General features: G+C 75.1%; 18 protein-coding genes and 1 pseudogene. 6 read left to right on the forward strand and 13 right to left on the reverse strand.

Annotated elements, in window-relative coordinates; all coding sequences use genetic code 11:
- Positions 1–11: 11 nt before the first annotated feature.
- The 6 genes and pseudogenes from rodA to INN71_RS15340 all read right to left on the reverse strand — a co-directional run bounded on the left by rodA (position 12) and on the right by INN71_RS15340 (position 8,213).
- Positions 12–1,256 carry a rod shape-determining protein RodA gene (gene rodA / locus INN71_RS15315; protein WP_277499605.1) on the reverse strand — a complete coding sequence of 415 codons (1,245 nt, stop codon included), beginning with the start codon at positions 1,254–1,256 and terminating at the stop codon, positions 12–14.
- Entirely contained in the window at positions 1,253–3,385 is a 2,133-nt protein-coding gene (gene mrdA / locus INN71_RS15320) for a penicillin-binding protein 2 (RefSeq protein ID WP_277499604.1), read from the reverse strand. Before mrdA ends, rodA begins: the two co-directional genes overlap by 4 nt.
- Positions 3,382–3,894 carry a rod shape-determining protein MreD gene (mreD, locus tag INN71_RS15325; RefSeq protein ID WP_277499601.1) on the reverse strand — a complete coding sequence of 171 codons (513 nt, stop codon included), beginning with the start codon at positions 3,892–3,894 and terminating at the stop codon, positions 3,382–3,384. The genes mrdA and mreD overlap by 4 nt, the downstream gene beginning before the upstream one ends.
- The gene (mreC, locus tag INN71_RS15330) at positions 3,891–4,901 is read right to left on the reverse strand and encodes a rod shape-determining protein MreC (protein WP_277499599.1); all 1,011 of its coding nucleotides are present in this window, start codon (positions 4,899–4,901) and stop codon (positions 3,891–3,893) included. The genes mreD and mreC overlap by 4 nt, the downstream gene beginning before the upstream one ends.
- Entirely contained in the window at positions 4,901–5,932 is a 1,032-nt protein-coding gene (locus INN71_RS15335; protein ID WP_277499597.1) for a rod shape-determining protein, read from the reverse strand. Before INN71_RS15335 ends, mreC begins: the two co-directional genes overlap by 1 nt.
- Positions 5,933–6,489: 557 nt before the next feature.
- Positions 6,490–8,213 (reverse strand): annotated as a pseudogene (locus tag INN71_RS15340) (ABC-F family ATP-binding cassette domain-containing protein).
- 428 nt (positions 8,214–8,641) lie between these two features.
- Between INN71_RS15340 and INN71_RS15345 the strand changes: the two are divergent.
- The 3 genes from INN71_RS15345 to INN71_RS15355 all read left to right on the forward strand — a co-directional run bounded on the left by INN71_RS15345 (position 8,642) and on the right by INN71_RS15355 (position 12,062).
- Positions 8,642–10,120 carry an HNH endonuclease signature motif containing protein gene (locus INN71_RS15345; RefSeq protein WP_277499595.1) on the forward strand — a complete coding sequence of 493 codons (1,479 nt, stop codon included), beginning with the start codon at positions 8,642–8,644 and terminating at the stop codon, positions 10,118–10,120.
- A gap of 175 nt (positions 10,121–10,295) precedes the next feature.
- Positions 10,296–11,225, forward strand: coding sequence for an MOSC domain-containing protein (locus INN71_RS15350; RefSeq protein WP_277499594.1), 930 nt, complete (start codon positions 10,296–10,298; stop codon positions 11,223–11,225).
- A gap of 75 nt (positions 11,226–11,300) precedes the next feature.
- Positions 11,301–12,062 carry an SDR family oxidoreductase gene (locus INN71_RS15355; protein WP_277499592.1) on the forward strand — a complete coding sequence of 254 codons (762 nt, stop codon included), beginning with the start codon at positions 11,301–11,303 and terminating at the stop codon, positions 12,060–12,062.
- 81 nt (positions 12,063–12,143) lie between these two features.
- Here INN71_RS15355 and hemE read toward each other — a convergent pair whose 3' ends face one another.
- Positions 12,144–13,196, reverse strand: coding sequence for a uroporphyrinogen decarboxylase (hemE, locus tag INN71_RS15360; RefSeq protein ID WP_277499590.1), 1,053 nt, complete (start codon positions 13,194–13,196; stop codon positions 12,144–12,146).
- Between the two features lie 70 nt (positions 13,197–13,266).
- Here hemE and INN71_RS15365 point away from each other — a divergent pair, with 70 nt between their 5' ends.
- Positions 13,267–13,875 carry a DUF3000 domain-containing protein gene (locus INN71_RS15365; protein ID WP_277499588.1) on the forward strand — a complete coding sequence of 203 codons (609 nt, stop codon included), beginning with the start codon at positions 13,267–13,269 and terminating at the stop codon, positions 13,873–13,875.
- Positions 13,872–15,239: an HRDC domain-containing protein gene (locus INN71_RS15370; RefSeq protein ID WP_277499586.1), complete on the forward strand. Its 1,368-nt coding sequence runs from the start codon at positions 13,872–13,874 to the stop codon at positions 15,237–15,239. The genes INN71_RS15365 and INN71_RS15370 overlap by 4 nt, the downstream gene beginning before the upstream one ends.
- 36 nt (positions 15,240–15,275) lie before the next feature.
- Here INN71_RS15370 and INN71_RS15375 read toward each other — a convergent pair whose 3' ends face one another.
- The 3 genes from INN71_RS15375 to INN71_RS15385 all read right to left on the reverse strand — a co-directional run bounded on the left by INN71_RS15375 (position 15,276) and on the right by INN71_RS15385 (position 19,123).
- Entirely contained in the window at positions 15,276–16,598 is a 1,323-nt protein-coding gene (locus INN71_RS15375; protein WP_277499585.1) for an extracellular solute-binding protein, read from the reverse strand.
- Positions 16,599–16,824: 226 nt separating this feature from the next.
- The gene (locus INN71_RS15380) at positions 16,825–18,111 is read right to left on the reverse strand and encodes a CdaR family transcriptional regulator (protein WP_277499584.1); all 1,287 of its coding nucleotides are present in this window, start codon (positions 18,109–18,111) and stop codon (positions 16,825–16,827) included.
- An 85-nt stretch (positions 18,112–18,196) separates the two neighbouring features.
- Positions 18,197–19,123 carry an HAD family hydrolase gene (locus INN71_RS15385; protein ID WP_277499582.1) on the reverse strand — a complete coding sequence of 309 codons (927 nt, stop codon included), beginning with the start codon at positions 19,121–19,123 and terminating at the stop codon, positions 18,197–18,199.
- A gap of 151 nt (positions 19,124–19,274) precedes the next feature.
- On the opposite strand from INN71_RS15385, the gene INN71_RS15390 reads away from it, so the two are divergent.
- Positions 19,275–19,802, forward strand: coding sequence for a hypothetical protein (locus INN71_RS15390; protein WP_277499581.1), 528 nt, complete (start codon positions 19,275–19,277; stop codon positions 19,800–19,802).
- Positions 19,803–19,826: 24 nt separating this feature from the next.
- Here INN71_RS15390 and INN71_RS15395 read toward each other — a convergent pair whose 3' ends face one another.
- From INN71_RS15395 to INN71_RS15405, 3 genes are all read right to left on the reverse strand, one after another.
- Complete coding sequence (locus INN71_RS15395) at positions 19,827–20,426, reverse strand: hypothetical protein (protein WP_277499580.1); 600 nt, start codon at positions 20,424–20,426, stop codon at positions 19,827–19,829.
- Between the two features lie 55 nt (positions 20,427–20,481).
- On the reverse strand, positions 20,482–24,396 hold the full coding sequence (gene hrpA / locus INN71_RS15400; RefSeq protein ID WP_277499578.1) for an ATP-dependent RNA helicase HrpA: 3,915 nt from the start codon (positions 24,394–24,396) through the stop codon (positions 20,482–20,484).
- Positions 24,397–24,517: 121 nt separating this feature from the next.
- Positions 24,518–24,810 (reverse strand): hypothetical protein (locus INN71_RS15405; RefSeq protein ID WP_301801053.1); only part of this gene is annotated, 293 nt, incomplete at its 5' end.

Consider the following 24,810-nt stretch of genomic DNA (forward strand, 5'->3'; position numbering starts at 1 on the left):
GGCCCCGGCCGTCAGCGGCGCCCGGCGGGTGCCAGCCGCGGCGCGGTGGCGTAGCGCGCGACGGCGCCGTCCTCGCCGCGCAGGCCGTTGCGCAGGTGGATGCTCTGCAGCACGCCGACGGCGAGCATGACCGCGAAGACCGAGCTGCCGCCGTACGACACGAAGGGCAGCGGCACGCCGGTGACGGGCATGATGCCGAGGCACATCCCGACGTTCTGGAACGCCTGGAACCCCAGCCAGCACGCGATGCCGCCGGCGGCGACGCGGCCGAACGCGTCGTGGGAACCGGCCGCGATGCGCAGCGCGCGCCACACGACGAGGCAGAGCAGCAGCACGATGACGCCGGCGCCGACGAGGCCGAGCTCCTCCCCCGCGACGGTGAAGATGAAGTCCGTCTGCTGCTCGGGCACGAAGCCCGAGCGGGTCTGCGAGCCGTCGAAGAGGCCCTGGCCGAAGAGGCCGCCGTTGCCGATCGCGATGCGCGCCTGCTCGACGTTGTAGCCGGCGCCGCGCGGGTCGAGGTCGGGGTTCGTGAACGCCATGAAGCGGTCGACCTGGTAGGCCTTCAGCACCCCGGCCGCCACCGCGACGGTGGCCGCGGCGACGCCCGCGACGAGCAGGCCGACGATCCACGCCCGCGGAGCGCCGGCGATTGCGAGCACGCCGAGCACGGTCGCGGTCAGCACCAGCATCGTGCCGAGGTCGGGCTGGCCGAGGATGAGCACGGCCGGCACGGCGGCGATCGCGAGCAGGCCCACGACCTCCTTCGTGCCGATGGAGCGGCGCCACGTGCCCTGCGTGCGCTCGGCGACGAGCAGGGCCATGCCGATCACCACCGAGAGCTTCGCGAACTCCGCGGGCTGGATCGACATGCCGCCCAGCTGGATCCACGAGCGCGAGCCGTTGATCGTCGATCCCATGACCAGCACGAGCACGAGCCCGATCACCGACACCACGTAGACCAGCGGGGTGAGGATGCGCAGCCAGCGGTGGTCGGTGGCCACGACGACGACCATCATCACGACGCCGATGGCGACGTTGACGAGCTGGCGGCGCAGGTACGCCGTCGTGTCGTCGCCGACGAGCGCCTCGCGGGTCGCGGTGGCCGACCAGACGAGCAGCGTGCCGAGCACGAGCAGCAGGGCGACCGCGGCCATCAGCACCCAGTCGAGGCCGGGCACGCGGGTGCGCTCGCGCAGCGCGCCCGCGGTGGGCCGCGGCGTGGCGGCGCGGGGCCGCATCGGGATGACCGTCACGACGTCTCCTGCGGGTCGCGGGCGGGCGGGAGGATCGAGCCGTCCTCGGTGAAGGTCGGCAGCGCGCCGGTGGCGACGACGCCCGGGATGGCGGTGGTCGCGGGGTCCACGGCCTCGCCCTGCACGCCGTACAGCGACTCCCAGATCGCGCGCACCGCGGGGCCGGACGTGCCCGAGCCGGTGCCGCCCTGGCTGACCATCATGATCACGACGTAGTCGTCGGTGTAGGACGCGACCCACGACGTCGACTGCTTGCCGTAGACCTCGGCCGAGCCCGTCTTGGAGCGCACGGCCACCTGCTCGAGCGGGAAGCCCGTCATCCGCCACGACATCGTGCCGGTCTCGGTCACGCCCAGCAGCGCCTGGTCGATGTAGTCGACGACCTCGCTCGGCACGTCGACGGTGCCGCCGACGACCGGGGCGATCTCGCGCACCAGCTGCCCCTCGGGGTCCACGACCGCCTTCGCGACGCGCGGCTCGTAGAGGGTGCCGCCGTTCGCGAGGGCGCCGTACGCACGGGCCAGCTGCAGCGGGGTGACGATCGTGTCGCCCTGGCCGATGGAGAAGTTCACGGCGTCGCCGGCGCGGTAGGCGAAGCCCTCGACGCAGAACTCGCGGGCGAAGCGGTGCTGGAAGTCGTCGCCCTCCTCCTCGCCGAGCGCGCAGTAGTAGTCCTTCTGCGCCGCGTAGTACTCCTGCTTCCACGCGCGGTCGGCGATGCGGCCCGACGCCTCGCCCGGCAGGTCGACGCCGGTGGCGGTGCCGAAGCCGTACTCCTTGGCCTCCGCGACGAGCGGGTCCGGGGCGTCCACGTCGCTCACGTCGGAGCCGTAGCGCTGCCAGTAGTCGTAGCCGATGCGGTAGAAGAACGTGTTGCACGAGACCTCGAGGGCCTCGTCGAAGCCGATGCTGCCGTAGGCGCCCGACTCGTAGTTCTTGAAGTCGCGGTTGCCGACCCGGAAGCTCGACGAGCAGTTGAGCCGCGTGTCGGTGTCGTAGCCGTTGGTCAGCGCCCCGGCCGTCATGAACGGCTTCCACGTCGAGCCCGGCGCGAACTGCCCCTGCGTGGCCCGGCTCAGCAGCGGGGTGCCGGCCTCCTCCGAGTACAGGTGGTCGAGGTCGCTCTGCGAGATGCCGCCGACCCACACGCCGGGGTCGTACGTCGGCTGGCTCGCCATCGCGACCACGCGCCCGGTGCGCGCCTCGAGCACGACGGCCGCGCCGGCGTCCGCCACGTAGCGCTTGCCCGTGACGGTGTCGACGGTCGCGCGGGCGGTCTCGATGGTCGAGGCCAGCTGCTGCTCCACCACCGCCTGCACCTGCGCGTCGATGGAGGTGACGAGGGTGTCGCCGGGCGTCGCCTCGATCTCGGAGTCGTCGCCGAGCACGCGGCCCATCGAGTCGACCGCGACGCGGCGGTAGCCCGGCATGCCGCGCAGCCACGCGTCGTACTCCTGCTCGATGCCGGCGCGCCCGACCACCGAGGCGCCGTTGACGGAGCGGTCGCCCGCGGTCTCGGCCGCGTCGAGCTCGCTCTCGGTGACGGGGCTCAGGTAGCCGAGCAGGTGGGCGGCGTTGACGCCGTACGGCGAGGGGTAGTCGCGCAGGGTCTCGCGGTCCACGACGACGGCCGGGTAGTCCTCCGGCTGCTCGTCGATCGCGAGCGCGACCTCGCTGTCGACGTCGACGGCGACGGGCACCGGCTGGTAGGGCGAGCCGTTCCAGCACTCCCCCTCCACCGAGCCCGGGTCGCCGCAGTCGAGCAGCGCCGCGTCGATGGCGGCGCGGTCGACGCCGAGCGTGGTCGAGAGCCGGCCGAGCAGGTCGTCGGCCGTGGCGTCGTCCATGCCGCCGAGCACGGTGCGGTCGACGCCGACGGTCCAGGCGGTGCGGTTCGCGACGAGCGGGCGGCCCTGGGCGTCGACGATGAGACCGCGCGCGGGCTGCACGACGATGTCGCGCACCGACTGCGACGCCGCCTTCGCCTGGTAGGCCTCGCCGTCGGCGACCTGCAGGAACCACAGGCGCACCAGCAGGGTGCCGAAGAGGGAGAGCACGAGCGCCTGCACCACGATCAGGCGCAGGCGGCTGCGCCGGGCGCCGGGCGCCTCGGTGGTGGAGCCGCTCACGCGAGCCTCCGCTGCGGCTCGAACCGGGTCAGCAGCACCATCAGCGGCAGCAGCACGAGCGGCGCGACGATGAGGTCGCCGGCGACGCCCGCGACGACGGCGAGCAGCACGTCGGTGACCGCGACGCCCGGGTCGCCCGTGACGACGCCCAGCAGCCCGAAGACGGAGGCGCCGACGAACGACGCGACGGCGGCCGTCACGAGCACGACGGGGATGGTGGGGCGCTCGTCACGGCGCACGAGGCCCGCGACGAGGCCGACCGCCATGAGCGCGAGCGCCCAGCGGCCGGCGAGGTGGTCGGCCGGCGGCGCCAGGTCGAGCGCGAGGCCCGCGCAGAAGCCGAGCACGACGCCGAAGTGCGCGCCGCGGGTGAGCGCACCGGCCACGACGACGAGCAGGCAGAGGTTGGGCACGACGCCGCGCCAGCCCACGTGGGGCAGCAGGGCGGCCTGGAGCACGATGGCGAGCAGCACCGCGAGCGCGGTGACGCCGGTGCGGAGCGCGGTCATCGGACCTCCCCGTCCGGGCCGATGACGGCGCGGTCGCTGGCCGTGCCCTCGGGCACGTACACGCCGACGACGTCGAGACGGCTGAGGTCGACGAACGGGTCGATGATCGCCCGCTGCGTGGTGTCGCGCGGGGTGGAGAACAGCTGGGTGACGGTGCCGATCGGCACGCCCGCCCGGTAGGGGCCCTGGCCCTCGGCGCTGCCCCAGGTGAGCACGACGTCGCCCTCGGCCGGCACCGCGGAGGCGTCGACGAGCTCGAGGTCGAGGCGCGTGGGGTCGGTCAGGCTGCCGTTGCCCGAGAGGAACCCGACCTCCGACGAGCGCCCGACGCGGGCGCCGACGGTGGAGTCGGAGTCGACGATGAGCAGCACCGTCGCCGTCGTCGAGGTCGCGGCGATGACGCGGCCGACCAGGCCCTCCGCCGCGACGACCGTCATGTCGGGGCGCACGCCGGAGGTGAGGCCGGCGTCGATCGTGACGGTGCGGGTGAAGGTCTGGGCGGCGCCGTGGGCGACGACGCGGGCGGGCACGATGCTGCCCTGCTGGTCGCGCGCGGCGGCGACCAGTCCGTCGTACTGCTCGAGGCGGGAGCGGTCGAGGTCGGAGGTCGCCAGCTCGTCGCGCAGCGCGGCGTTCTCGGCCTCGAGCGCGGCGACGTCGTCGCGCAGCGAGCCGCGGGTGGTGAAGAAGTCGGGGATGGCGGCCAGCGGGCGCACCACCGTGCCGGCGGCGACCTCGAGCGGGCCGACGACCTCGCCGACGACGCTGCGGACCGGGTCGACCGGCGAGTCGTCGCCGCCGACCTGGTCGAGCGTCATCAGCGACAGGCCGGCCACGACCAGCGCCACCACGAGCAGGCGCGGCGGGCGGCGCTCGGCCGCGTCACCGGGGCCCCACGAGACGGCCAGCGGCCAGCGGCGGCGGTCCCAGTGCGGGCGGGTACGGCGGCCCGACGGCCGGTTGCCCAGGTCGCCGAGCGAGGGCGGGAGGGGGGTACGCAGCGCCATCAGTACCTCCGCCGGTCGGAGACCAGCACCGCCTGCAGCGCCTCGAACTCCTCCACGCAGCGGCCCGCGCCGAGCGCGACGGAGGTCAGCGGGTCGTCGGCCAGGTGCACCGGCATGCCCGTCTCGTGGCGGATGCGGTCGTCGAGACCGCGCAGCAGGGCGCCGCCGCCGGTGAGGACGATGCCGCGGTCCATGATGTCGCCGGCCAGCTCGGGCGGCGTCTGGTCGAGCGTGGTGCGGACGGCGTCGACGATGGCCTGGACCGGCTCCTCGAGCGCCTTGCGGATCTCGCTCGCGCCGACCGTGACCGTGCGCGGCAGGCCCGAGACGAGGTCGCGGCCGCGCACCTCGACCTCCGGCTCGCCCGTCGACGACGGGAACGCCGAGCCGACCGTCTGCTTGATCTCCTCCGCGGTGCGCTCGCCCATGAGGAGCGAGTGCTCCTTCTTCATCCACGCGATGACCGCCTGGTCGAGGTCGTCGCCCGCCGTGCGGATGCTCAGCGAGGTGACGATGCCGCCCAGCGAGATGACGGCGACCTCCGTCGTACCGCCCCCGACGTCGACGACCATGTTGCCCGTCGCCTCGTGCACGGGCAGCCCGGCGCCGATCGCGGCGGCCATCGGCTCCTCGACGATGTAGACCCGGCGGGCGCCCGCCTGGTAGCCGGCCTCCTTCACCGCGCGCTGCTCCACCGCGGTGATGCCGCTCGGCACGCAGACGACGAGGCGGGGCTTCGCCAGGTAGCGGCGCTTGTGCACCCGCTGGATGAAGTAGCGCAGCATCTGCTCGCACGCCTCGAAGTCGGCGATGACGCCGTCCTTCAGCGGGCGGACGGGGGTGATCGTGTCGGGGGCGCGGCCGATCATGCGCTTGGCCTCGTGCCCGACCGCCAGGATCTCCTGCGTCTGGGTGTTGAGCGCGACCACGGACGGCTCGTCCAGCAGCACGCCCTTGCCGCGCACGTAGACCAGCGTGTTGGCCGTGCCGAGGTCGACCGCCATGTCGCGGCCGATGACGCCTCTCATCATCGCGGGTGCCTTCGCTCTGTTGTGGACCCCGGCGAGCGCCGGGAACCTCGGGGAAGTGGGGGTACGACGAGCAGCCGCACCCGAGCGACGAGAGTAGGAGCGCGGAGGTCCCGCCGTGGGGAGGCACGCCGGGGGTGGGGCGGTGGTGGCCCGGTGGGTCGGTGATCCCCGGTGGTCGAGGTGGGCGCGCTGGTTCCCGTTCGGTGGTTGAGGTGGCCGCGCCAGCGGCCAGCCCGGTGGTTGAGGTGGCCGCGCCAGCGGCCCTCGAAACCACGGCGCGCCACCCCGGTGGTCGAGGTGGGCGCGCCAGCGGCCGGCCCGGTGGTTGAGGTGGCCGCGCCAGCGCCCCTCGAAATTACGCCCCGGTCCTGCGGCGGCCCGCCGCGCACGGGCCTGCGGCGGCGAGCACCGCCGTACCGGCCCGGGGGCCCACGTCTCCCGCGGTGCTGATGTCTCCTGCGGTGCTGAGTGTCTGCTGCGGTGGTCCACCGCGTGTCCAGTAGCTCGGACACCGCGTTACACGCGGGTACGCCGGATTCGCGCCTCGTCCACCCGCCTCACCGCGCCCGCACGACGCGCCCCTCGTCCCAGACGGGCTCGGGGGTCTCGCGCACGTGGCCGTCGGCGCCGTACGACAGGAAGCGGTCGAACCCGCGCGCGAACCAGCGGTCGTGAGTGACGGCGAGCACCGTGCCCTCGAACGCCGCCAGGCCCTCCTCCAGCGCCTCGGCGGAGGCGACGTCGAGGTTGTCGGTCGGCTCGTCGAGCAGCAGGAGCGTCGCGCCCGACAGCTCGAGCAGCAGCACCTGGAACCGCGCCTGCTGCCCGCCCGAGAGCTGCTCGAACACCTGGTCGGCGCTGGCCGCCAGCTCGTAGCGGTCCAGCACCCGCGCCGCCTGCTCCCGCCCCATGCCGGCGCGGCCGTGGGCCGAGCCGTCGCCGCGGTGGAGGATCTCGGTCAGCGTGCGCCCGACGAGCTCGGGGTGCTCGTGGGTCTGCACGAACCACCCCGGCCGCACCCGCGCCCCGAGCCGGGCACGCCCGGTGTGCGGGACGGGTTCGGGTACGACGTCCCCCACCGGCCGCTGGTCCGGCTCGGGGTCGGTGCCGCCCGCCGCGAGGAGGCGCAGGAAGTGGGACTTGCCCGAGCCGTTCGCGCCGAGGACGGCGACGCGCTCGCCGTACCAGACCTCGAGGTCGAAGGGCTCCATCAGCCCGGTCAGCCCGAGCTGCTCGCAGACCACGGCGCGCTTGCCGGTGCGGCCGCCGCGCAGCCGCATCGTCACCTGCTGCTCGCGGGGCTGCGCCGCGGGCGGGCCGGCCTCCTCGAACTTGCGCAGCCGCGTCTGCGCCGCCTTGTAGGCGCCCGCCATGCCGTCGTTGAACTCCGACTTCGTGCGCAGCCGGTGCACCAGCGCCTTGATCTTGGCGTGCTCCTCGTCCCAGCGGCGCCGCTGCTCCTCGAAGCGGGCGAAGCGGTCGCTGCGCGCGGCGTGGTACGACGCGAAGTCGCCCGGGTGCGTCCACACCGAGTTGCCGGCGCCGGCGCTGCCGAGCTCGACCGTGACGACCCGCGTGGCCGCGTTGGCCAGCAGCTCGCGGTCGTGGCTGACGAAGAGGATCGTCTTGGGCGACTCCGCGATGCGCTGCTCCAGCCAGATCTTGCCGGGCACGTCGAGGTAGTTGTCCGGCTCGTCGAGCAGGAGCACCTCGTCGGGGCCGCGCAGCAGGTACTCCAGCACCAGCCGCTTCTGCTCCCCGCCCGACAGGGTGCGCAGCACCCGGTGGCGCGCCCGCTCCCATGGCACGCCGAGCGCCGCGGTGGTGCACGAGTCCCAGACGACCTCGATGTCGTAGCCGCCCGCGTCGGCGAGCTCGGCCAGCGCCTCGGCGTACTTCATCTGCGTCGGCTCGTCGTCGGTCTCCATCAGCGCCAGCTCGAGGGTGTCGACGCGGGCGAGCGCCTGCTGGACGCGCAGCGGCGCGACCGAGGCGAGCAGGTCCGCGACCGTCGGGGCCTCGACCTCGACGCCGTCGGTGGGCCGCACGACGCCCTGCCCGACGAACTGCCGCATGACGCCCAGCCCGCCCGAGCGGTTCACCGCGCCCTCGTGCGGCGCCAGGTCGCCGGTGACGATCTTCAGCAGCGTCGTCTTGCCCGCGCCGTTCGCGCCGACCAGCGCCACCTTGTGCCCGTCGCCGACGCGAACGACACGTCCGCGAGCAGCACCCTCCCGTCGGGCAGCTCGTAGCGGACTCCCTGGACGTCGACGTGACCCACGAGCAGCCATCCTCCGGTACGGCGGCGCTCGCCGTCATCCGAGTTGTCGGGGCGGTGGTGGTGTCGGCGCACCGGTGGAGGTGGGGGGCACGCCGACGCACCGGCGCAGGTGGGGGCGCCAGCGGCCCGGCGGTCGAGGTGGCCGCGCCAGCGGCCCGGTGGTTGAGGTGGCCGCGCCAGCGGCCCGGTGGTCGAGGTGGCCGACGGGTTCGCTCCGGCGGTTGAGGGGCCGGCGGGTTCGCTCCGGTGGTTGAGGGGCCGGCGGGTTCGCTCCGGTGGTTGAGGTGGCCGCGCCAGCGGCCCTCGAAACCACGCCGGGCAACATCGGCGGTCGGGCGCTCGGGCGAGCGAAAAAACTACCGAACTTCTTTCCCCAGCCCCCGTTCTCGAAGCCAAGAATGTCGGTGCCCACGCCTAGCGTTGTCGCTATGAACCAGCCGAGCACCGCAGTCGTCGAGGCCCCGCCGGCCATCGACACGACCGCGCTGCTCGCCACCGCCCACGAGGCCGCTGCGGCACAAATGTCGGCTGAGGTCGCGACGTTCGTCGCGGTGGCGGACTGGGCCGACGCCCACACGGACGGCGTGGTGGGCGACCCCATCGGTCCGCTCGGTCTGTGGCACGAAGACCCGTCCGCCGTTCCCGGCGGTGACCGGTTCCTCGAGCTCGGTGGACCGGGCGCACCCCTGGTCTCGGAGTTCTGCCTCTACGAGATCTCCGCGGCCCTCGGCCGATCGGTGGCCTCCGGTCGGCCGCTGGTGGGCGACGCGATCGAACTGCGCCACCGGCTGCCTCGGCTGTACGCCCGGGTGCTGGCCGGAGCCGACCCGGCGACGCAGAAGCGCGCACTGCCGGTGTGGCGGGCCCGGAAGATCGCCGCCCTGACCCGCACGCTCACGGCCGAAGCGGCGGACTTCGTCGACCGCAACCTCGCCCCCGTCGCCCACCGCGCGACCATGCCGACCGTCGAACGACTCGTCGCGGAAGCGATCGCCCGGTTCGATCCCGAGAACGCCGAGCTCGACCGGGTCGACGCCGACGCCGGCCGCTACTTCACGATCGAGACCACCGCCGTCGACGCAGCATCACCCTGGACCGGTGTCGTGCCCGTCCACGGCACTCTCGACCTGGCCGACGCGCTCGAGCTGAACAACGCCGTGCAGCGGGTGGCCGCCGACCTCGCCGCCGCCGGGTGCGAGGCCGACCTCGACGTCAGGCGGTCCATGGCAGTCGGAGAGCTCGCCCGACGACAGACGGCGCTCGACCTCTACGGGGCTGACCCGGCCGGCGGCGAGCCCGCAGTCACCTCGACCCGGGCGCCGGCGCGTCAGGTCGTGCTCTACGTCCACCTCTCCGACGCCGCCATCACCGCACACCGCAGCGGCGGGCCCGGCATCGACCCGGCCACCGGCCGTACAGGTATCGCCCTCGCCCGCCTCGAGAACACCCGCAGCCTCGTCACCGCCGACCAGGTCCGCGACTGGTGCCGCACGCCTGGCACGAAGATCGTCGTGAAGCCCGTCATCGACCTCGCCGAGCACGTCGCCGTCGACGCCTACGAGATCCCCGACCGCATCGCCGAACGCGTCCGACTCGACCGCCCCACCTGCGCCTTCCCCTACTGCGGACGACCGGCACGCGGGCTCGACCTCGACCACATCGAGCCGTACCGCTCGAACGCGGCACCGGGCGCGGGTCAGAGCTCGACCGCCAACCTCGCCCCGCTCTGCCGCGGCCACCACCGGCTCAAGACCCACGCATCGCCGACCGGCTCCAGTCCGCCGGGCGGCGACCCACCCGCCCGACGATGGCGGTACGACCGCGACCCCCTCGGCACCTACCTCTGGACCAGCCCCCACGGGCTCCAGTACGCCGTCGACCCCACCGGCACCACCCCGCTCGACTAGCCGACCCCGCCACCCCGTGTCGGGGCCACCGGCATGCCCGGGCGTGGTTTCGAGGGCCGCTGGCGCGGCCACCTCAACCACCGTCGTACCAGCGCGGCCACCGCGACCAGCCGGATCGTGCGCCCGCACCCCTCAGAACGACACCTCGCCGCCGCGGACCAACTAGCCTGCGGCGGTGGCGCTCACCCTCACCTCGATCCACCGCTTCCCCGCCAAGTCGATGCGCGGCGAGGCGCTCGACGCGTGCGCGGTCGAGCCGTGGGGGCTGGCGGGCGACCGTCGCTGGATGCTCGTCGAGGGCGAGGGCCCGACGGCGGGCACGTTCCTGTCCGCGCGCCGCGACCCGAGCCTCGTCCTCCTCGAGCCGACGCTCCTCGACGGCGCCCTGCGCCTCGCGGCGCCGGAGGCGGCGGGCGGGCCGGAACCCCTCGTCGTACCGGAGCCGGACGGCGCCGAGCAGGCGCCGCTGACGCTGTGGTCGTCCTCGATCACCGCGGCGGCCGCCGGGGCGGCGGCGGACGCGTGGGCGAGCGCGTACGTCGGGCGGCCGGTGCGGCTGCTCCACCTCGACGACCCGACGCGGCGCCCGACGAACCCGGGGTTCAGCCGGCCGGGGGACCGCGTGTCGTTCGCGGACGGCTACCCGCTGCTCGTGACGACCGAGGCGTCGCTGGCCGCGCTGCACGCGGCGATGGTGGAGACGGGCTCCGAGGAGCCGCCCGTGCCGATGGAGCGCTTCCGTCCCAACCTCGTCGTCGACGGCGACGAGCCGTGGGCGGAGGACGACTGGCGGCGGATCCAGGTCGGCGACGTCGTCCTCCGCGCCGTCAAGGGCTGCGCCCGCTGCGCCATCACCACCGTCGACGCCGCCACCGGCACCCGGGGCAAGGAGCCGCTGCGGACGCTCGCGCGGGTACGGCGCTTCGACACCGGCGTGTGGTTCGGGGTGAACCTCGTGCCGGACGTCGAGCCGACCGGCGCGGACCCCGCGGCGGGCGACGCCGCGGCGTACCCGGTGGTGCGGGTCGGCGACCCTGTCAAGGTGCTGGACGCCGTGACTTCGGGCCGCGGACCGTTGCGGGCCGCCCCTGCCCGGGTGTCCTGACCTCTGGTAGAACCGGCGTGAGCGGCGTCACGACGACGCCCGGCTCCCCACCGCCGCACCCCTGGAGGACCTTCCATGCCCGCATCCCCCGGCCTCTCCGGCAAGACCGCGATCGTCACCGGCGCCAGCCGCGGCATCGGTCTCGCCATCGCCCAGCGCCTCGTCGACGAGGGCGCGCGCGTCGTCATCACCGCGCGCAAGGACGACGCGCTGCAGGCCGCGGTCGCCGAGCTCGGCGGCCCCGAGAAGGCCATCGGCGTCGCCGGTCGCGGGGACGACGCCGACCACCAGGCCGACGTGGTCGCGACGGCGCTCGACACGTTCGGGAGCCTCGACCTGCTGGTCAACAACACGGGCATCAACCCGGCCTACGGCCCGCTGATGGACCTCGACCTCGACGCCGCCCGCAAGATCCTCGAGGTCAACGCGATCGGCACCCTCGCCTGGACCCAGCGCGCCGTCGGCGCCTGGATGAAGGAGCACGGCGGCGCCATCGTCAACGTCGCCTCCGTCGCCGGGCTGCGGCCCGCGCCGGGCATCGCGTTCTACGGCGCCTCGAAGGCCCTGCTCATCCACCTCACCGAGGAGCTGGCCGTCGAGCTCGGCCCGAAGGTGCGCGTCAACGCCGTCGCCCCCGCCGTCGTGAAGACCCGCTTCGCCGAGGCGCTCTACACCGACCGCGAGGAGGAGGTCGCCGCGGCGTACCCCCTCAAGCGGCTCGGCGAGCCCGCCGACATCGCGGGCGCGGTGGCGTACCTGCTGTCCGACGACGCCGCCTGGACCACGGGCCAGACCCTCGTGCTCGACGGCGGCCTGACGCTCAACGGCGGCGTCTGAGCGGGCGGGGTTTCGAGGCTCGCTGGCGCACCCACCTCAACCACCGACGGCTGGCGCGAGCACCTCAACCACCGAGGGCGCTCAGCCCAGCGGGTACGACTGCACGAACTCGGTCAGCCGCTTCAGCTGGTCGGGGTCGGTCGACGGGATGACGCCGTGGCCGAGGTTGAACACGTGGCCCTTGGCGGCGCGGCCGGCCTCGATGACCTCGGCGGCACGGGCGGTCATCACCTCGGTGGGGGCGAAGACGAGCGTGGGGTCGAGGTTGCCCTGCACGCCGCGGTCGCCGACCCGCTCGATGGCGTCGGCCAGCGGGGTGCGCCAGTCGACGCCGACGATGTCGGCGCCCGCGTCGCCCAGGTGGCCGAGCAGATTGCTGGTGCCGACGCCGAAGTGGATGCGCGGCACGCCGAGCTCGCCGATCTGGGCCAGGACGCGGGCGGAGTGGCGCTGCACGTGCTCGACGTAGTCGGCCGGCGTCAGCGCGCCCGCCCACGAGTCGAAGAGCTGCACGGCGGAGGCGCCGGCGCGCACCTGCACCTCGAGGAACGCCGCGGCGATGCCGGCGATCTTGCGCATGAGCGCGTCCCACACGTCGGGGGCGCCGAACATCATGGCCTTGGTGCGCGCGTGCTCCTTCGAGGGCCCGCCCTCGACGAGGTACGACGCCACGGTGAACGGCGCGCCCGCGAAGCCGAGGAGCGGGGTGCCGCCGAGCTCGCGCACCAGCGCCTGCACGGCCTCGGTGATGAAGGGGACGTGCTCCGGGGTCAGGTCGGGGATGGCCTCGACGTCCGCCAGGGTGCGCACGGGCTCCGCGACGACAGGGCCGATGCCGGGCTTGATGTCGAGGTCGACGCCGACGGCCTTGAGCGGCAGCACGATGTCGGAGAAGAAGACGGCCGCGTCGACGCCGTACCGGCGCACGGGCTGCAGCGTGATCTCCGTGGTCAGCGCCGCGTCCATGCACGACTCGAGCATGCCGACGCCCTCGCGCACCTTCAGGTACTCCGGCAGCGAGCGCCCCGCCTGCCGCATGTACCAGACCGGGGTGTGCGGCACCGGCTCCCCACGGGCCGCCTTGAGGAAGGCGGAGTCGGCGAGGCGGAGGTCGGGAGCGGGGGTGCGGGACACCCCACGATCCTCGCAGGTCAGGCGGCGTGGCGCACGGGCGACCTCGGGCGGGAGGCTTACCGTGAGCCCCATGGTGGCAGGACACGACGCGCGTCCCGGCTCCGCATCGGGTCCGGCGCCGCGCGCCTTCACCGAGGCGGTCGCGGCGCTGCGCAGCGCACGGGTGCGCCCCGAGGTGCACCTCGAGGAGATGGGCGCCCCGCAGCGGATCGCGCCGTACGCGGTCGCACTGACCGGTGACGTCGAGGTCGACGAGGACGAGGTCGCGACCGGCCGCATCATCCTGCTGCACGACCCGGCCGGCAACGACGCGTGGGACGGCACGTTCCGCTGCGTGACCTACGTGCGCGCCGACATCGACGGCGAGCTCGCCACCGACCCGCTGCTCGCCGAGGTCGGCTGGTCGTGGCTCGAGGAGGCGCTCGCGGCGCACGGTGCGGGGTACGCCGCCGCGGCCGGCACCGTCACGTGCGTCACCACCCAGAGCTTCGGCCAGATGGCCGGCGAGGAGACGACCGCGCAGATCGAGGTGCGTGCCTCCTGGACCCCGTCCGGCCTCGACCTGGACAGCCACGTCGAGGCGTGGGCCGAGCTGATGTGCACCGCCGGCGGGCTGCCGCCCGTGCCCGACGGCGTCGCCGTCATGCCGAGCCGGCGCGGCCAGCGGGGCAGGTCGTGAGCGAGGAGTCCGCCGCCAAGAACACGACCCCCGGTACGACGGACGCCCCCGCCCCCGAGCAGGCCCCCGCGGAGGCCCCCGAGCAGGCCCCCGCGGAGGAGGAGGCGCCCCCGGCGCCGCTGCTCGAGCTGCGCGAGCCGCTGACCGACGTCATCGACACGCCGGCGGCGCTCGCGGCGTACTGCGAGGCGCTGGCCGCCGCGACCGGCCCGGTCGCGATCGACGCGGAGCGCGCGTCGGGCTACCGCTACTCCTCGCGCGCCTACCTCATCCAGCTGCGCCGCGAGGGCGCCGGCAGCGCGCTCGTCGACCCCATCGCGTTCGACTCGCTCGCCCCCGTGCAGGAGGCGATCGGCGACGCGGAGTGGATCCTCCACGCCGCCACGCAGGACCTGGCGTGCCTCGCCGAGGTCGGGCTGCGCCCCACGTCGCTCTTCGACACCGAGCTCGCCGGGCGCCTCCTCGGCCACCCGAGGGTCGGGCTCGCGAGCCTGGTGGAGACGCTGCTGGGCCGGCGCATGCGCAAGGAGCACTCGGCCGTCGACTGGTCGAAGCGGCCGCTGCCGCGCCCGTGGCTGGAGTACGCCGCCCTCGACGTCGAGGTGCTCCTCGAGCTGCGCGCCCTCCTGGTCACCGAGCTGGCCGAGACGGGCAAGACCGAGTGGGCGCGCCAGGAGTTCGAGCACCTCCTCGACTTCACCCCGGCCGTGCGCGCCGAGCCGTGGCGCCGGGTGTCGGGCAGCCACCGGCTGCGCGGGCGCCGCGCCCTCGGCGCCGTGCGCGAGCTGTGGACGACCCGCGACGAGATCGCCCGCACCCGGGACGTCACCCCGGGCCGCGTGCTGCCCGACGCCGCGATCATCGCCGCCGCCGAGGCCATGCCGACGACCCGCGCGGCGCTGCTCGCGACCCCGGGCTTCAAGGGCCGCGGCGCCGACCGGTACGCCGCCCGCTGGGTCGCCGCCGTCGAGGCCGTGCTGGCCATGCCGGAGTCGGAGCTGCCGGCGCGCGTGCCTCGCGGCGACGGTCCCCCGCCCCCGCGGGCGTGGGCCGACAAGGACCCGGTCGCGGCCCGCCGCCTCGTGCTCGCGCGCGAGCGCACGGTCGCGCTCGCCGAGGAGCTGCACCTGCCGGTGGAGAACCTGCTGACCCCCGACTACCTGCGCCGGCTCGTCTGGACGCCGCCGGCCACCCGGGTACGCGCGGACCTGCTGGTCGCGGTCGGCGAGCAGCTCGCGTCGTACGGCGCGCGCCCCTGGCAGGTCGAGCTCACCGCCCCCGTGCTGACCGACGCCGTGCTCGACGGCGACGTCGAGCCCCCGGTCACCTCGCCCGACGAGGCGGCCGCGGCCGCCGACGACTGAGCCGGCCGCCGGAGCGATCGGAGCGACCGGTGCCGGTCACTCCTCCGCGGGGGTGCCGCCCAGCACGAGCTGCGACTCCTCGTCGATCTGGCCCGTGATGGCCTCGATCGTGTCGGGGTTGAGGATCGCGAGGTTGAGCAGGTCCTCCAGGTAGGGCTCCACCGCGGCGTCGAGCGCGGCGCGGTCGGGCACCGGCGGCAGGAACGTCGTGTAGCGCAGCGCGTCGAAGAAGACCGAGGAGTTGAGCGGCATCGCCTCGGGCTGCAGGTAGGCGTCGGACTCGGCGACCTCGACGTTCGACGGCACGAAGTAGCCCGTCTCGGCGACCGGGGTCATCGCGTCGGCGGAGACCAGGTCGACGATCGTGTCGGCCGCGGCCTCGACGTTCTCCGAGCCGGCCGAGACGCAGATGCCGTCGGCCGTGCCGACCGTGGCGCGCTCGCCGACCTCCGGCGTCATCATCACCTCGAACTGCAGGCCCTCGACGGCACGCAGCTGCGGCACCAGGGAGCGGGGGCCGATCATCATCCCGAGCCGGCCGCCGGTGAACCACTCGAGCGGGTCGGCCTGCGCCAGCTCCTCCGGCGTCAGGGTGACGGCGGCCTGGCGCAGCACCGACAGGATCGGCACGAGCGCCTCGACGGTGCCCTCCTGCGACAGCGCGAGGCTGGTCGGCTCGGGCGCGTCCTCGAAGACCTGCCCGCCGCCCGACAGCACGAACGGGGACAGCTGGTCGAGGGTGGGCGCGACGTGCACGCCCTTCGTGCCGGCCACCGGGTCGCTGGCGAACGCGGCGGCCGCCTCGAACTCCTCCAGCGTCCAGCGGACCCCGTTGGGCGTGTCGAGGCCCTGCGCGGCCATCGCCTCGAAGTCGACGAGCGCGGGGTTGTAGTAGACGACCAGCGGGTCGATGGCGTACGGCATGCAGAGCAGCCGGTCGTTGACCGTGAAGGCGCGGACGCCGTCGAAGGAGAAGCCGTCGCCGAAGTCGAGCTCGCGCGCCTGGAGGTAGGAGTCGACCGGCTCGAGCAGGTCGGCGTCGTCGAGCCACGCCAGGTCCTCGCTCGAGGCGAAGAAGAGGTCGGGCAGCGGCTCGCCCGCGGCGACGGCCTCGCGCAGGCTGGCCGAGCCGTCGCCGGTCACGGTGACCTGGCGGGTCTCGGTGTCGGCGTTGACGGTCTCGACGGCGCTCGTCAGCCCGGCGGCGACCGGGGCGGGCAGCCCGTAGAGGCCGAGGCCGAGGGCGGCGGGCGTCTCGTCGACCGGCGGCTGCGGCTCCGTGCCGCCGCCGTCGTCGTTGCAGGCGCTCAGCGCGGTCGCGACCAACGCCAGCGAGACGGCGCTGGTCCATCGAGCCATCCGGCGACGCTGCACGGGCAGAACTCCTCTCCTGCCCCGTTCCCGAGGCCCCCGGTCAACGATACCGGCCGGTCACCTTCGGGTACGGCGGGGAGGTGGCGGTGCACCGGACCGGGAGCGCCTCACGGCGCGTGGCCGCTCGAAGCGGCTTCCATTGGGACCCGGGGCTGCCACGGCCCGGTGCACCGACGTCGATCGTACGACGCACCCGGCGCCCGCACGAGGGTCAGCCGGTCAGGCGGTGGAACCGCTCGAAGTCGCGCTGGTCCCCCGCCTTCCACAGCGGGACGCTGGCCTTCAGCACCAGCGTGAGGGCGACGACGAACTCGGGGTCGTGCAGCGCCTCGCCGAACAGCTCGTTGATGCGCTTCCAGCGGTAGCGCACCGTCTGGGCGTGCACGCCGAGCCGGGCGGCGATGGCCGGCGCGCTGTCGCGCGACTCCAGCCAGGCGAGCAGCGTCTCCGACAGGATCTCTCGCGAGTTCGGCGTCTCGGCCAGCAGCGGCGACAGCAGGTCCTGCACCATGCCCTGGCGCAGCAGCGGCTCGGCGTGCAGCCACAGCTGGGTGCGGTGCTCGGCGCAGCGCAGCACCGCACCGTCGGGCACCACGCCGCTGGCGGCGAGGGCCAGCGTCGTGCGCACCCACCGCAGCGCGTCGCGCAGCTCGCCGGGGCCCACCGCCCAGCCGACGCCGAGCCGGTTGCCGCCGCCCGTGACGACGGGGTCGAGCACCTCGAGCACCTCGTCGACCTCCGCGGCCGGCACGAGCAGCAGCAGGCCCGAGGCGTCGGGGCGCACGAGCACGCGGTCGAGCAGGCGTGAGCCCGCGAGCAGCCCCCGCACCTCCTGGCGCAGGTGGGTCGCCGCCTCCTCGCCCGCCTCCCGGTCGCCGTGCTGCAGCCCGGCGACGACGACGCGCTCCGGCACCCGCCACTGGGCCGCGGTCGCGAGCGTCCGCAGGCCCTCGCCCTCGGTGCCCCGCAGCAGCGCGTCGAAGAGCCGGCGCCGGGCGCGGCCCCGGTCGGCCTCGAGGCGGCGGCGGGCGACGTCGTACCCGATGCGGGTCTGCTCCACGAGGTGGTCGAGGTAGGCGAACATGCGGTCGCCCAGCACGCCGAGGGCGTGCGCGGAGAGGCCGTGGGTGCGGGCCAGCGAGCGCAGGTGGCGCCAGGCGTCCTGGGTCGCGATGCGGAACGCGGCCTGCGTCGCGTCGAGGTCGCCCTCCTCGAGCGCCTCCCCCTGGCCCATCTGGCGGAACATGTCGTCGACCCGCGCGTTCGGGAACGGCCGGCCCTCGGTCACGGCCAGCGGGTGCTCGATCGCCGCCACGACGGCGTCCTCGATGAGCCGGTGCCGGCGCCCGTCGGGCGGCCCGGCGTAGCTGGCGACCTTGTCCTGGATCTCGTCGGCGATCTCCGCCGCGAGGTCCGCCGCGACCGCCCGCGCAGCCGTGGCCAGCCGCGCCAGCGCCGCGGCGTCGTCCCCCTTGATCGGCAACGTCACGCTTCCCATGCCTGCTCCCCCATGTGCCTCTCTCCTCCCGTGTCCTGCTCGCCGACCCGTCGCACCGATCTCCCGCCCGGTGCGACCGGGCCGTTCACACCAGCACGCCGGCTCCCGCCAGCAGCAGCCCCACCACCGCGAGCGCGAGGCCCGCGACCCGCAGCGCCCGCACCCGCCCGGGCAGCGCCCGCAGCGCGGCCAGGAACCGCTCGACGCGCTGCACGGCCAGGTCGGGCAGACGTACGACGGGCCCGCCCGCGGTGGGCGGGCGCGCCCCCTCACCCGTGCTCAGCCACAGCGCGGCCTCGCCGGGCGCCGCGCCCCAGGTGCCCGGCCCGGCGACGCAGGCGACGGTGCGCCCGGTGGCCCGCAGGTCCGTCACGACCGCGCGCCAGCCGTCGGCGTCGTCGGCCGGGGTCACCTCGCCCGACGTCTCGGAGGCGATCCGCTTCGCCTCGAGGTCGCCCGCCGCGCTGACGAGGCGGGTCGTCAGGCCCGCGTCGGCCAGGCGCACCAGGGCGCCCGCCGCCTCGGGGCGCACGCGCTCGGCGACGGTGATGCAGCCGAGGGTGCGGCCGTCGACCTCGACGGCCACCGTGTGCCCGCCCGTCGCGACCGGCGGCGCGGTCACCCCGATCCACCGGGGGTCGCCGACGCGCACGGGGTGGCGGTCGACCGCGCCCTCGATGCCGGCGCCGGGCACGCGGCGCACGTCGGTCACCCGCCCGCTGCTCGACAGGCGGGCGATGGCCCGGGCGACGGGACCCTCCCCCTGGTGCTGCAGCGCCCCGGCGAACCACCGCAGGTTGCGGTCGTGGTCGGGCTCCACGGGCTCGACCGCCACCACCTGCAGCTCGCCGTCCGTCACGAAGCCGCTGACGTCCGCGACCAGGGCATCGACGCGGCGGGCGACGGCGAGCAGCGCGCCCCCGCGGGGCAGCACCACGCCGTCCGCGCGCAGCGGCGCCAGCGCGATCGTCTCGGCGAGCAGCACGAGGAGCACCGCGGCGAGCAGCAGCACGGCGGCAGCGGCGACCAGGGCCGTGGTCCGTCGCCGAGCTCGACGACCCGACGGCCGAGCCCACGGTGAAGCGCAACCGGTTCGCCGCCGACCTCCGGCTCGTCGACGACGTGTGGCTGCTGGAGGACCTGCAGCAGGTGGCGGTGACGCTGTGAGCGCCGCCCTCCCCGCCGTCCTCCCCCTCCTGCGCCGCGGTGCCCCGTGGGTCGCCTCGGCCGCGCTCGCCGCGGTCGGCGTCGTCGGCCTCGTCCAGGCCGACGAGGTGCGCTCCACCCCGTCGGCCGAGAACACCGCGCTCGTCGACGCCGCCACCACCGCCGAGGTGCAGGCGGCGCTGACGCAGGGGCTGGGCAAGGTGCTCAGCTACGACCACGCCGCGCCCGATGCGACGACCGCCGCGGCCGACGCGCTGCTCACGGGCGCCGCCCGCGAGGAGTTCGACACCCTGTACGCCGGTCTCGCCGAGCGCGCCGGGGACCAGGAGCTGGTGCTCTCGGCGCGGGTGCAGTCGGTCGCGGTGCGCGAGCTGACGGGCGACACCGCCCGGGCGCTGGTGTTCCTCGACCAGACGAGCACGCGGGCCACCGACGAGGAGAGCACCGTCTCCGCGGCCCAGCTCGCCGTCGTCGCCGAGCGCGACGGGTCGACCTGGACCATCACGGAGCTGACGCCGCTGTAGTGCGCGGTGGCGCTCAGGCGGTGGTCACGCGAGGGTGCCGGCGAGCTCGAGGTGCCCGGCGTGCTCGAGCTGCTCGGAGAGGGCGAGCACGCGCTCGGTCTCGTCCTCGGCCACCTCGAGCGCGGCGCGGCCGACGGCCACGACGCGGGCGAAGGCCGCGGCGCGCAGCAGCACGTCGGCGAACTCGCGCTCCGCGATGCCGCGCAGCACCTCGTCGATCATCCGGCGCAGCTCGTCCGGACCCGGGGGCTCGGAGACGCCCGCCACGACGCGGGCCAGGGGGGCGCGCAGGCGCCCGGCGTCGAACTGGCGCGCGGCGCCGACGGGGTCGGCGTACACCCACGAGCGCAGCGCGTAGAGGCGCCACAGGCACCCCGACAGGGTGTCCGCGCCGGCGCCGGACCACAGCTCGGCGAGGGTCTCGAGGCCCTCGGTGTCGGCGAGCCGCACGACCCGGTCGGCCAGCGTGCTGTCGTCGGTGGCGGCGGCGCCGCGCACCAGCAGGTGGGCGGCACGGTCGGCGGCCGCGGTCAGCTCGGCGGGGTCCGGGCCCCCGTTCCGCGCCTCGAAGAACGCGGAGCCGGGCCGGGTCGGGCGGTGGTGCGGGCGCGGCTGCTCGGTCATCGCCCCAGCCTAGGACGGGCGCGGGAGCGCGCCGGGCGCACCCGCGGACGCACGCTCAGCCCGCGAGCGCCTTGCGGATGCGGGCGTCGCTGACGGGCACCGCCGTGCCGAGCTGCTGCGCCCACAGCGACACCCGGTACTCCTCCAGCAGCCACCGCACGGTGCGCAACGCCTTGCCGGGCGGGCGGCCCGCGGGCAGCGCCGCCACCTGGTGCGCCCACGCGGCCTGCAGGTCGCCGATCTGCGCCATCAGCTGCCGGTCGCGCGACAGCGCCGTCGTGCCACCGGTGACGAGGCGCTCGTGGCGCTCCTCCATGGCCCGCAGGTACGTCGGGTAGCGACGCAGCTGCGCCGGCCCCGCCTCGCCCACGAAGCCCGGACCGACGAGCCGGGCGAGCTGGGCCTTCAGGTCCGTCAGCGAGGTCAGCAGGTGCATGTCGGCGCGGCCGGTGAGCCGCTTGTCGACGGCGCGGTGGGCGGCGAGGGCCCGGCCGACGTCGGCGACGACGCCGCGCACCCGCGGCTCGAGGTCGGTGCGCACGGCGGCGAGCAGCGCGTCGTACGCCGCCTGGTCCCGCACCGCGGGCCGCGCGTCGACGGCCTCCCCGACCACGGCGGCGCGGCAGTCCTCCAGCAGCTCCGCGGTCGAGGGGTACGGCGAGCCCACGAGCCCCAGCTTGTCGGTCGTCGACAGCCCGTCGGCGACCCGCTTGAGCAGCCCGGGCTCGGCCTCCTCCAGCGCCAGGAGCAGCAGGCGCCGCACGCCGAGGCGGTGGCGGGCCTCCTGCTCGTCCTTCGAGCCGACGACCCGCAGCGCCACCGACGCGCCCTCGTCGTCCAGCGTCGGGAAGCCGCGCACCTCGTGGCCCGCGCGCTGCTGGGTGAAGGACGGCTCGATGGCGCCGAACACCCAGGCGGTGGCCCCGGTGACGGTCTGGCCGGCGTCGGCGGCGACGTCGGCGATGGCCTGCTCCAGCGAGGGGCGCAGGGGCTCGGCGAGACCCGCGAGGTCCTTGCCGCGCGACACCTCGCCACCGGTCTCGTCGACGACGCGGAAGGTGGGCCGCAGGTGCGGGGCGACCTTCGACCAGTCCCACGCCTCGCGCGGGATGATCGCGCCGGTCGTCGAACGGGCGTAGCGCTCGAGCGCGTCGAGCAGCGGCTCCTCCCCCGGCGGCGTCTCGGCGAGGAAGCGGCGGGCGTGGTCGGGCGCGGGCACGAGCGCGGTGCGCAGGTTCTTCGGCAGCGAGCGGATGAGCGCGGTCACCAGCTCCTCGCGGAGCCCGGGCACGTTCCACGAGAAGTCGCCGGGCTCCAGCTGGTTGAGCGAGGCCAGGGGCACGTCGATCGTCAGGCCGTCGTCGGCCGCGCCGGGCTCGAAGTGGTAGCTGATGGGGAACGTCAGGTGCCCGCCGCCCGCGCCCGTCGCGCTCCACTGCTCGGGGTAGTCGTGCGCCCGGATCTCCTCGGCCGAGGAGTGGGTGAGCATCGACGGGTCGAAGACGAGGAGGTCGGGGCGCTTCTGCCGCTCCCGCTTCCACCACTGGTCGAAGTGGGCCGCGCTGACGACGCTCGCGGGCACGCGGGCGTCGTAGAACTCCAGCAGGGTCTCCTCGTCGACCACGATGTCGCGGCGCCGCGCCCGGTGCTCCAGCTCCTCGGCCTCCGCGAGCAGGCGCTGGTTCTCCACGAGGAACCGGTGGCGCCCGGTCTCCGCGGCGCCCCACTCGCCGAGCACGAGGGCGTGGCGCAGGAACAGCTCGCGCGCCAGCGGCGCGTCGACGCGGCCCAGCTGGACCGTGCGGTCGACGACGAGCGGCACGCCGTACAGCGTCACGCGCTCGTTCGCCACGGCGCTGCCGCGCTTCTTCGACCAGCTCGGCTCGGAGTAGGTGCGCTTGACCAGGTGGGCGCCCGCCCGCTCGGCCCACGCGGGGTCGATGGCCGCGGCCTGCCGCGCCCAGAGCCGGCCGGTCTCGACGAGCTCGGCGGCCATGACGAACGGTGGGTTGCGGCCCTTGAGGACGCTGCCGGGGAAGATCGCGAAGCGGGTGCCGCGCGCACCGAGGTACTCCCGCGGGCCCGGACGACGGCCCTTCTGCCGCTCCTTGGCGCGGGTGCCGTCCTCGCGCTCCTCGAGCAGGCCGATCTGCGAGAGCAGCCCCGACAGCAGCGCCTGGTGGATGCCGTCGGCGTCGGGCTCCTCGGCGGGCGTGCCGATCTCGACGCCCATCTCCTTGCAGACCTGCCGCAGCTGCGACTCGAAGTCCTGCCACTCCCGCACCCGCAGGTAGTTGAGGAACTCCGCCTTGCACATCCGGCGGAACGCGCTGCCGGACAGGTCGCGCTGCTGGCGCTTCAGGTGGCGCCACAGGTTCAGCCAAGTGAGGAAGTCGCCCGACTCGTGCTTGAACCGGGCGTGCGCCTGGTCGGCCTGCGCCTGCTGCTCGGCGGGGCGCTCGCGGGGGTCCTGCAGGCTGAGCGCGGCGGCGATGACGACGACCTCGCGCACGCAGCCGAGGCGCTCGGCCTCGATGATCATGCGCGCCAGCCGCGGGTCGATCGGCAGGCGGGCCAGGCGGCGGCCCACGTCGGTGAGCCGGTGCCGCGGCGCCTCGCCGCGGGGGCGCTCCGCGCCCTCGTCGGGTACGACGCCCGCCAGCGCCCCGAGCTCCTCGAGCAGCTGCGTGCCGGCCGTGACGTTGCGGCGGTCCGGCGGCTCGACGAAGGGGAAGCGCGCGATGTCGCCGAGCCCGAGGCTGGTCATCTGGAGGATGACGCTGGCCAGGTTGGTGCGGAGGATCTCCGGGTCGGTGAACTCCGGGCGGGACTCGAAGTCCTCCTCGGAGTAGAGGCGGATCGCGATGCCCTCGGCCACGCGCCCGCAGCGCCCGGAGCGCTGGGCCGCGCTCGCCTGGCTGATCGGCTCGATGGGGAGGCGCTGCACCTTGGTGCGCGCCGAGTAGCGCGAGATGCGCGCGACGCCGGAGTCCACGACGTACCGGATGCCCGGCACCGTCAGCGACGTCTCGGCGACGTTGGTGGCGAGCACGACACGGCGCCGCGACCCGCTCGGCGAGAACACGCGGTGCTGCTCCGCCGACGACAACCGGGAGTAGAGCGGCAGCACGTCGACCCCGCGGGGGCCCTGCACCTTCGCCAGGTCGCCCAGCGCCTCCGCGGTGTCGCGGATCTCCCGCTCGCCCGGCAGGAAGACCAGCACGTCGCCGGGGCCCTCCGCGGACAGCTCCTTCACCGCGTCGACGACCGCCTCGGTCTGGTCGCGGACGATGACCTCGCCGTCCTCGTCGTCCTCCGGCGTCTCCATGAGCGGGCGGTAGCGGACCTCGACGGGGAAGGTGCGCCCCGACACCTCGATGATCGGGGCCGGCTTGCCCGAGCGGTCGGCGAAGTGGGCCGCGAAGCGCTCGGGGTCGATCGTCGCCGAGGTGATGATGAGCTTCAGGTCGGGGCGCCGCGGCAGCAGGCGGCGGAGGTAGCCGAGCAGGAAGTCGATGTTGAGGCTCCGCTCGTGGGCCTCGTCGATGATGATCGTGTCGTAGCGGCGCAGGTCGCGGTCGCGCTGCAGCTCCGCCAGCAGGATGCCGTCCGTCATCAGCTTCACGCGGCTGCTGCGGGAGGTCTTGTCGGTGAAGCGCACCTGGTAGCCGACGAGGTCGCCCAGCTCGGTGCCCGTCTCCTCCGCGATGCGCTCGGCCACCGCGCGCGCCGCGATCCGGCGGGGCTGGGTGTGGCCGATCAGGCCGCCGCGACGGCGGGTGCGTCCGTCGCGACCGACGTGCTCGCTCGCCTGCCCGCGCCCCAGCTCGAGGCAGATCTTCGGCAGCTGGGTCGTCTTCCCCGAGCCCGTCTCGCCGGCGACGATGACGACCTGGTGGTCGCGGATCGCGGCCGCGATGTCCTCGCGGCGCGCCGAGACCGGCAGCTGGGGTGGGTAGTCGATGCGCACAGCCCGCCCATTCTCCCCGACGGACCCCAGCGGCGCGAACGGGTTCCCTCCTGTCCTGCGCCCGGGTCCCGTTCGTGGTGGCAGCGCCAGGCTTTCCGCGGCGCTGCCACCACGAACCGGGTCAGCTGCCGGGTGCCTGAGCCCCCGGCGGCACCTGCCCACCTGGCGGCACCTGCCCACCGGGCGGCACCTGGCCACCGGGCGCGAACTGGCCGCCCCGACCCCCCGGTCCGCCCTGGCCGGCCTCGTCCGCGCCGTCGCTCACCGCCCCGAGCGCCACGGCGCCCCCGGCGCCGAGGACCACGCTCGCCAGGGCCACGGCGGCCGTCGCCCGCAGCGCCATCGCGCGCTGGCGCAGCGTGCGGCGCGGCGGGGCCGGTCGCTCGGCGGTCGGGGCCACGGGCGGCGGGCCCG

The sequence above is a fragment of the Nocardioides sp. ChNu-153 genome, from assembly GCF_030466625.1.
Taxonomy (GTDB): domain Bacteria; phylum Actinomycetota; class Actinomycetes; order Propionibacteriales; family Nocardioidaceae; genus Nocardioides.

Bases quoted from the DNA above. Each gene is read 5' to 3' on its own strand.
- mreD (WP_277499601.1), bottom strand. From the start codon at position 3,894: ATGACCGCGCTCCGCACCGGCGTCACCGCGCTCGCGGTGCTGCTCGCC.
- mreC (WP_277499599.1), bottom strand. From the start codon at position 4,901: ATGGCGCTGCGTACCCCCCTCCCGCCCTCGCTCGGCGACCTGGGCAAC.
- INN71_RS15335 (WP_277499597.1), bottom strand. From the start codon at position 5,932: ATGATGAGAGGCGTCATCGGCCGCGACATGGCGGTCGACCTCGGCACG.
- INN71_RS15345 (WP_277499595.1), top strand. From the start codon at position 8,642: ATGAACCAGCCGAGCACCGCAGTCGTCGAGGCCCCGCCGGCCATCGAC.
- INN71_RS15355 (WP_277499592.1), top strand. From the start codon at position 11,301: ATGCCCGCATCCCCCGGCCTCTCCGGCAAGACCGCGATCGTCACCGGC.
- INN71_RS15365 (WP_277499588.1), top strand. From the start codon at position 13,267: ATGGTGGCAGGACACGACGCGCGTCCCGGCTCCGCATCGGGTCCGGCG.
- INN71_RS15375 (WP_277499585.1), bottom strand. From the start codon at position 16,598: ATGGCTCGATGGACCAGCGCCGTCTCGCTGGCGTTGGTCGCGACCGCG.
- INN71_RS15380 (WP_277499584.1), bottom strand. From the start codon at position 18,111: ATGGGAAGCGTGACGTTGCCGATCAAGGGGGACGACGCCGCGGCGCTG.
- INN71_RS15395 (WP_277499580.1), bottom strand. From the start codon at position 20,426: ATGACCGAGCAGCCGCGCCCGCACCACCGCCCGACCCGGCCCGGCTCC.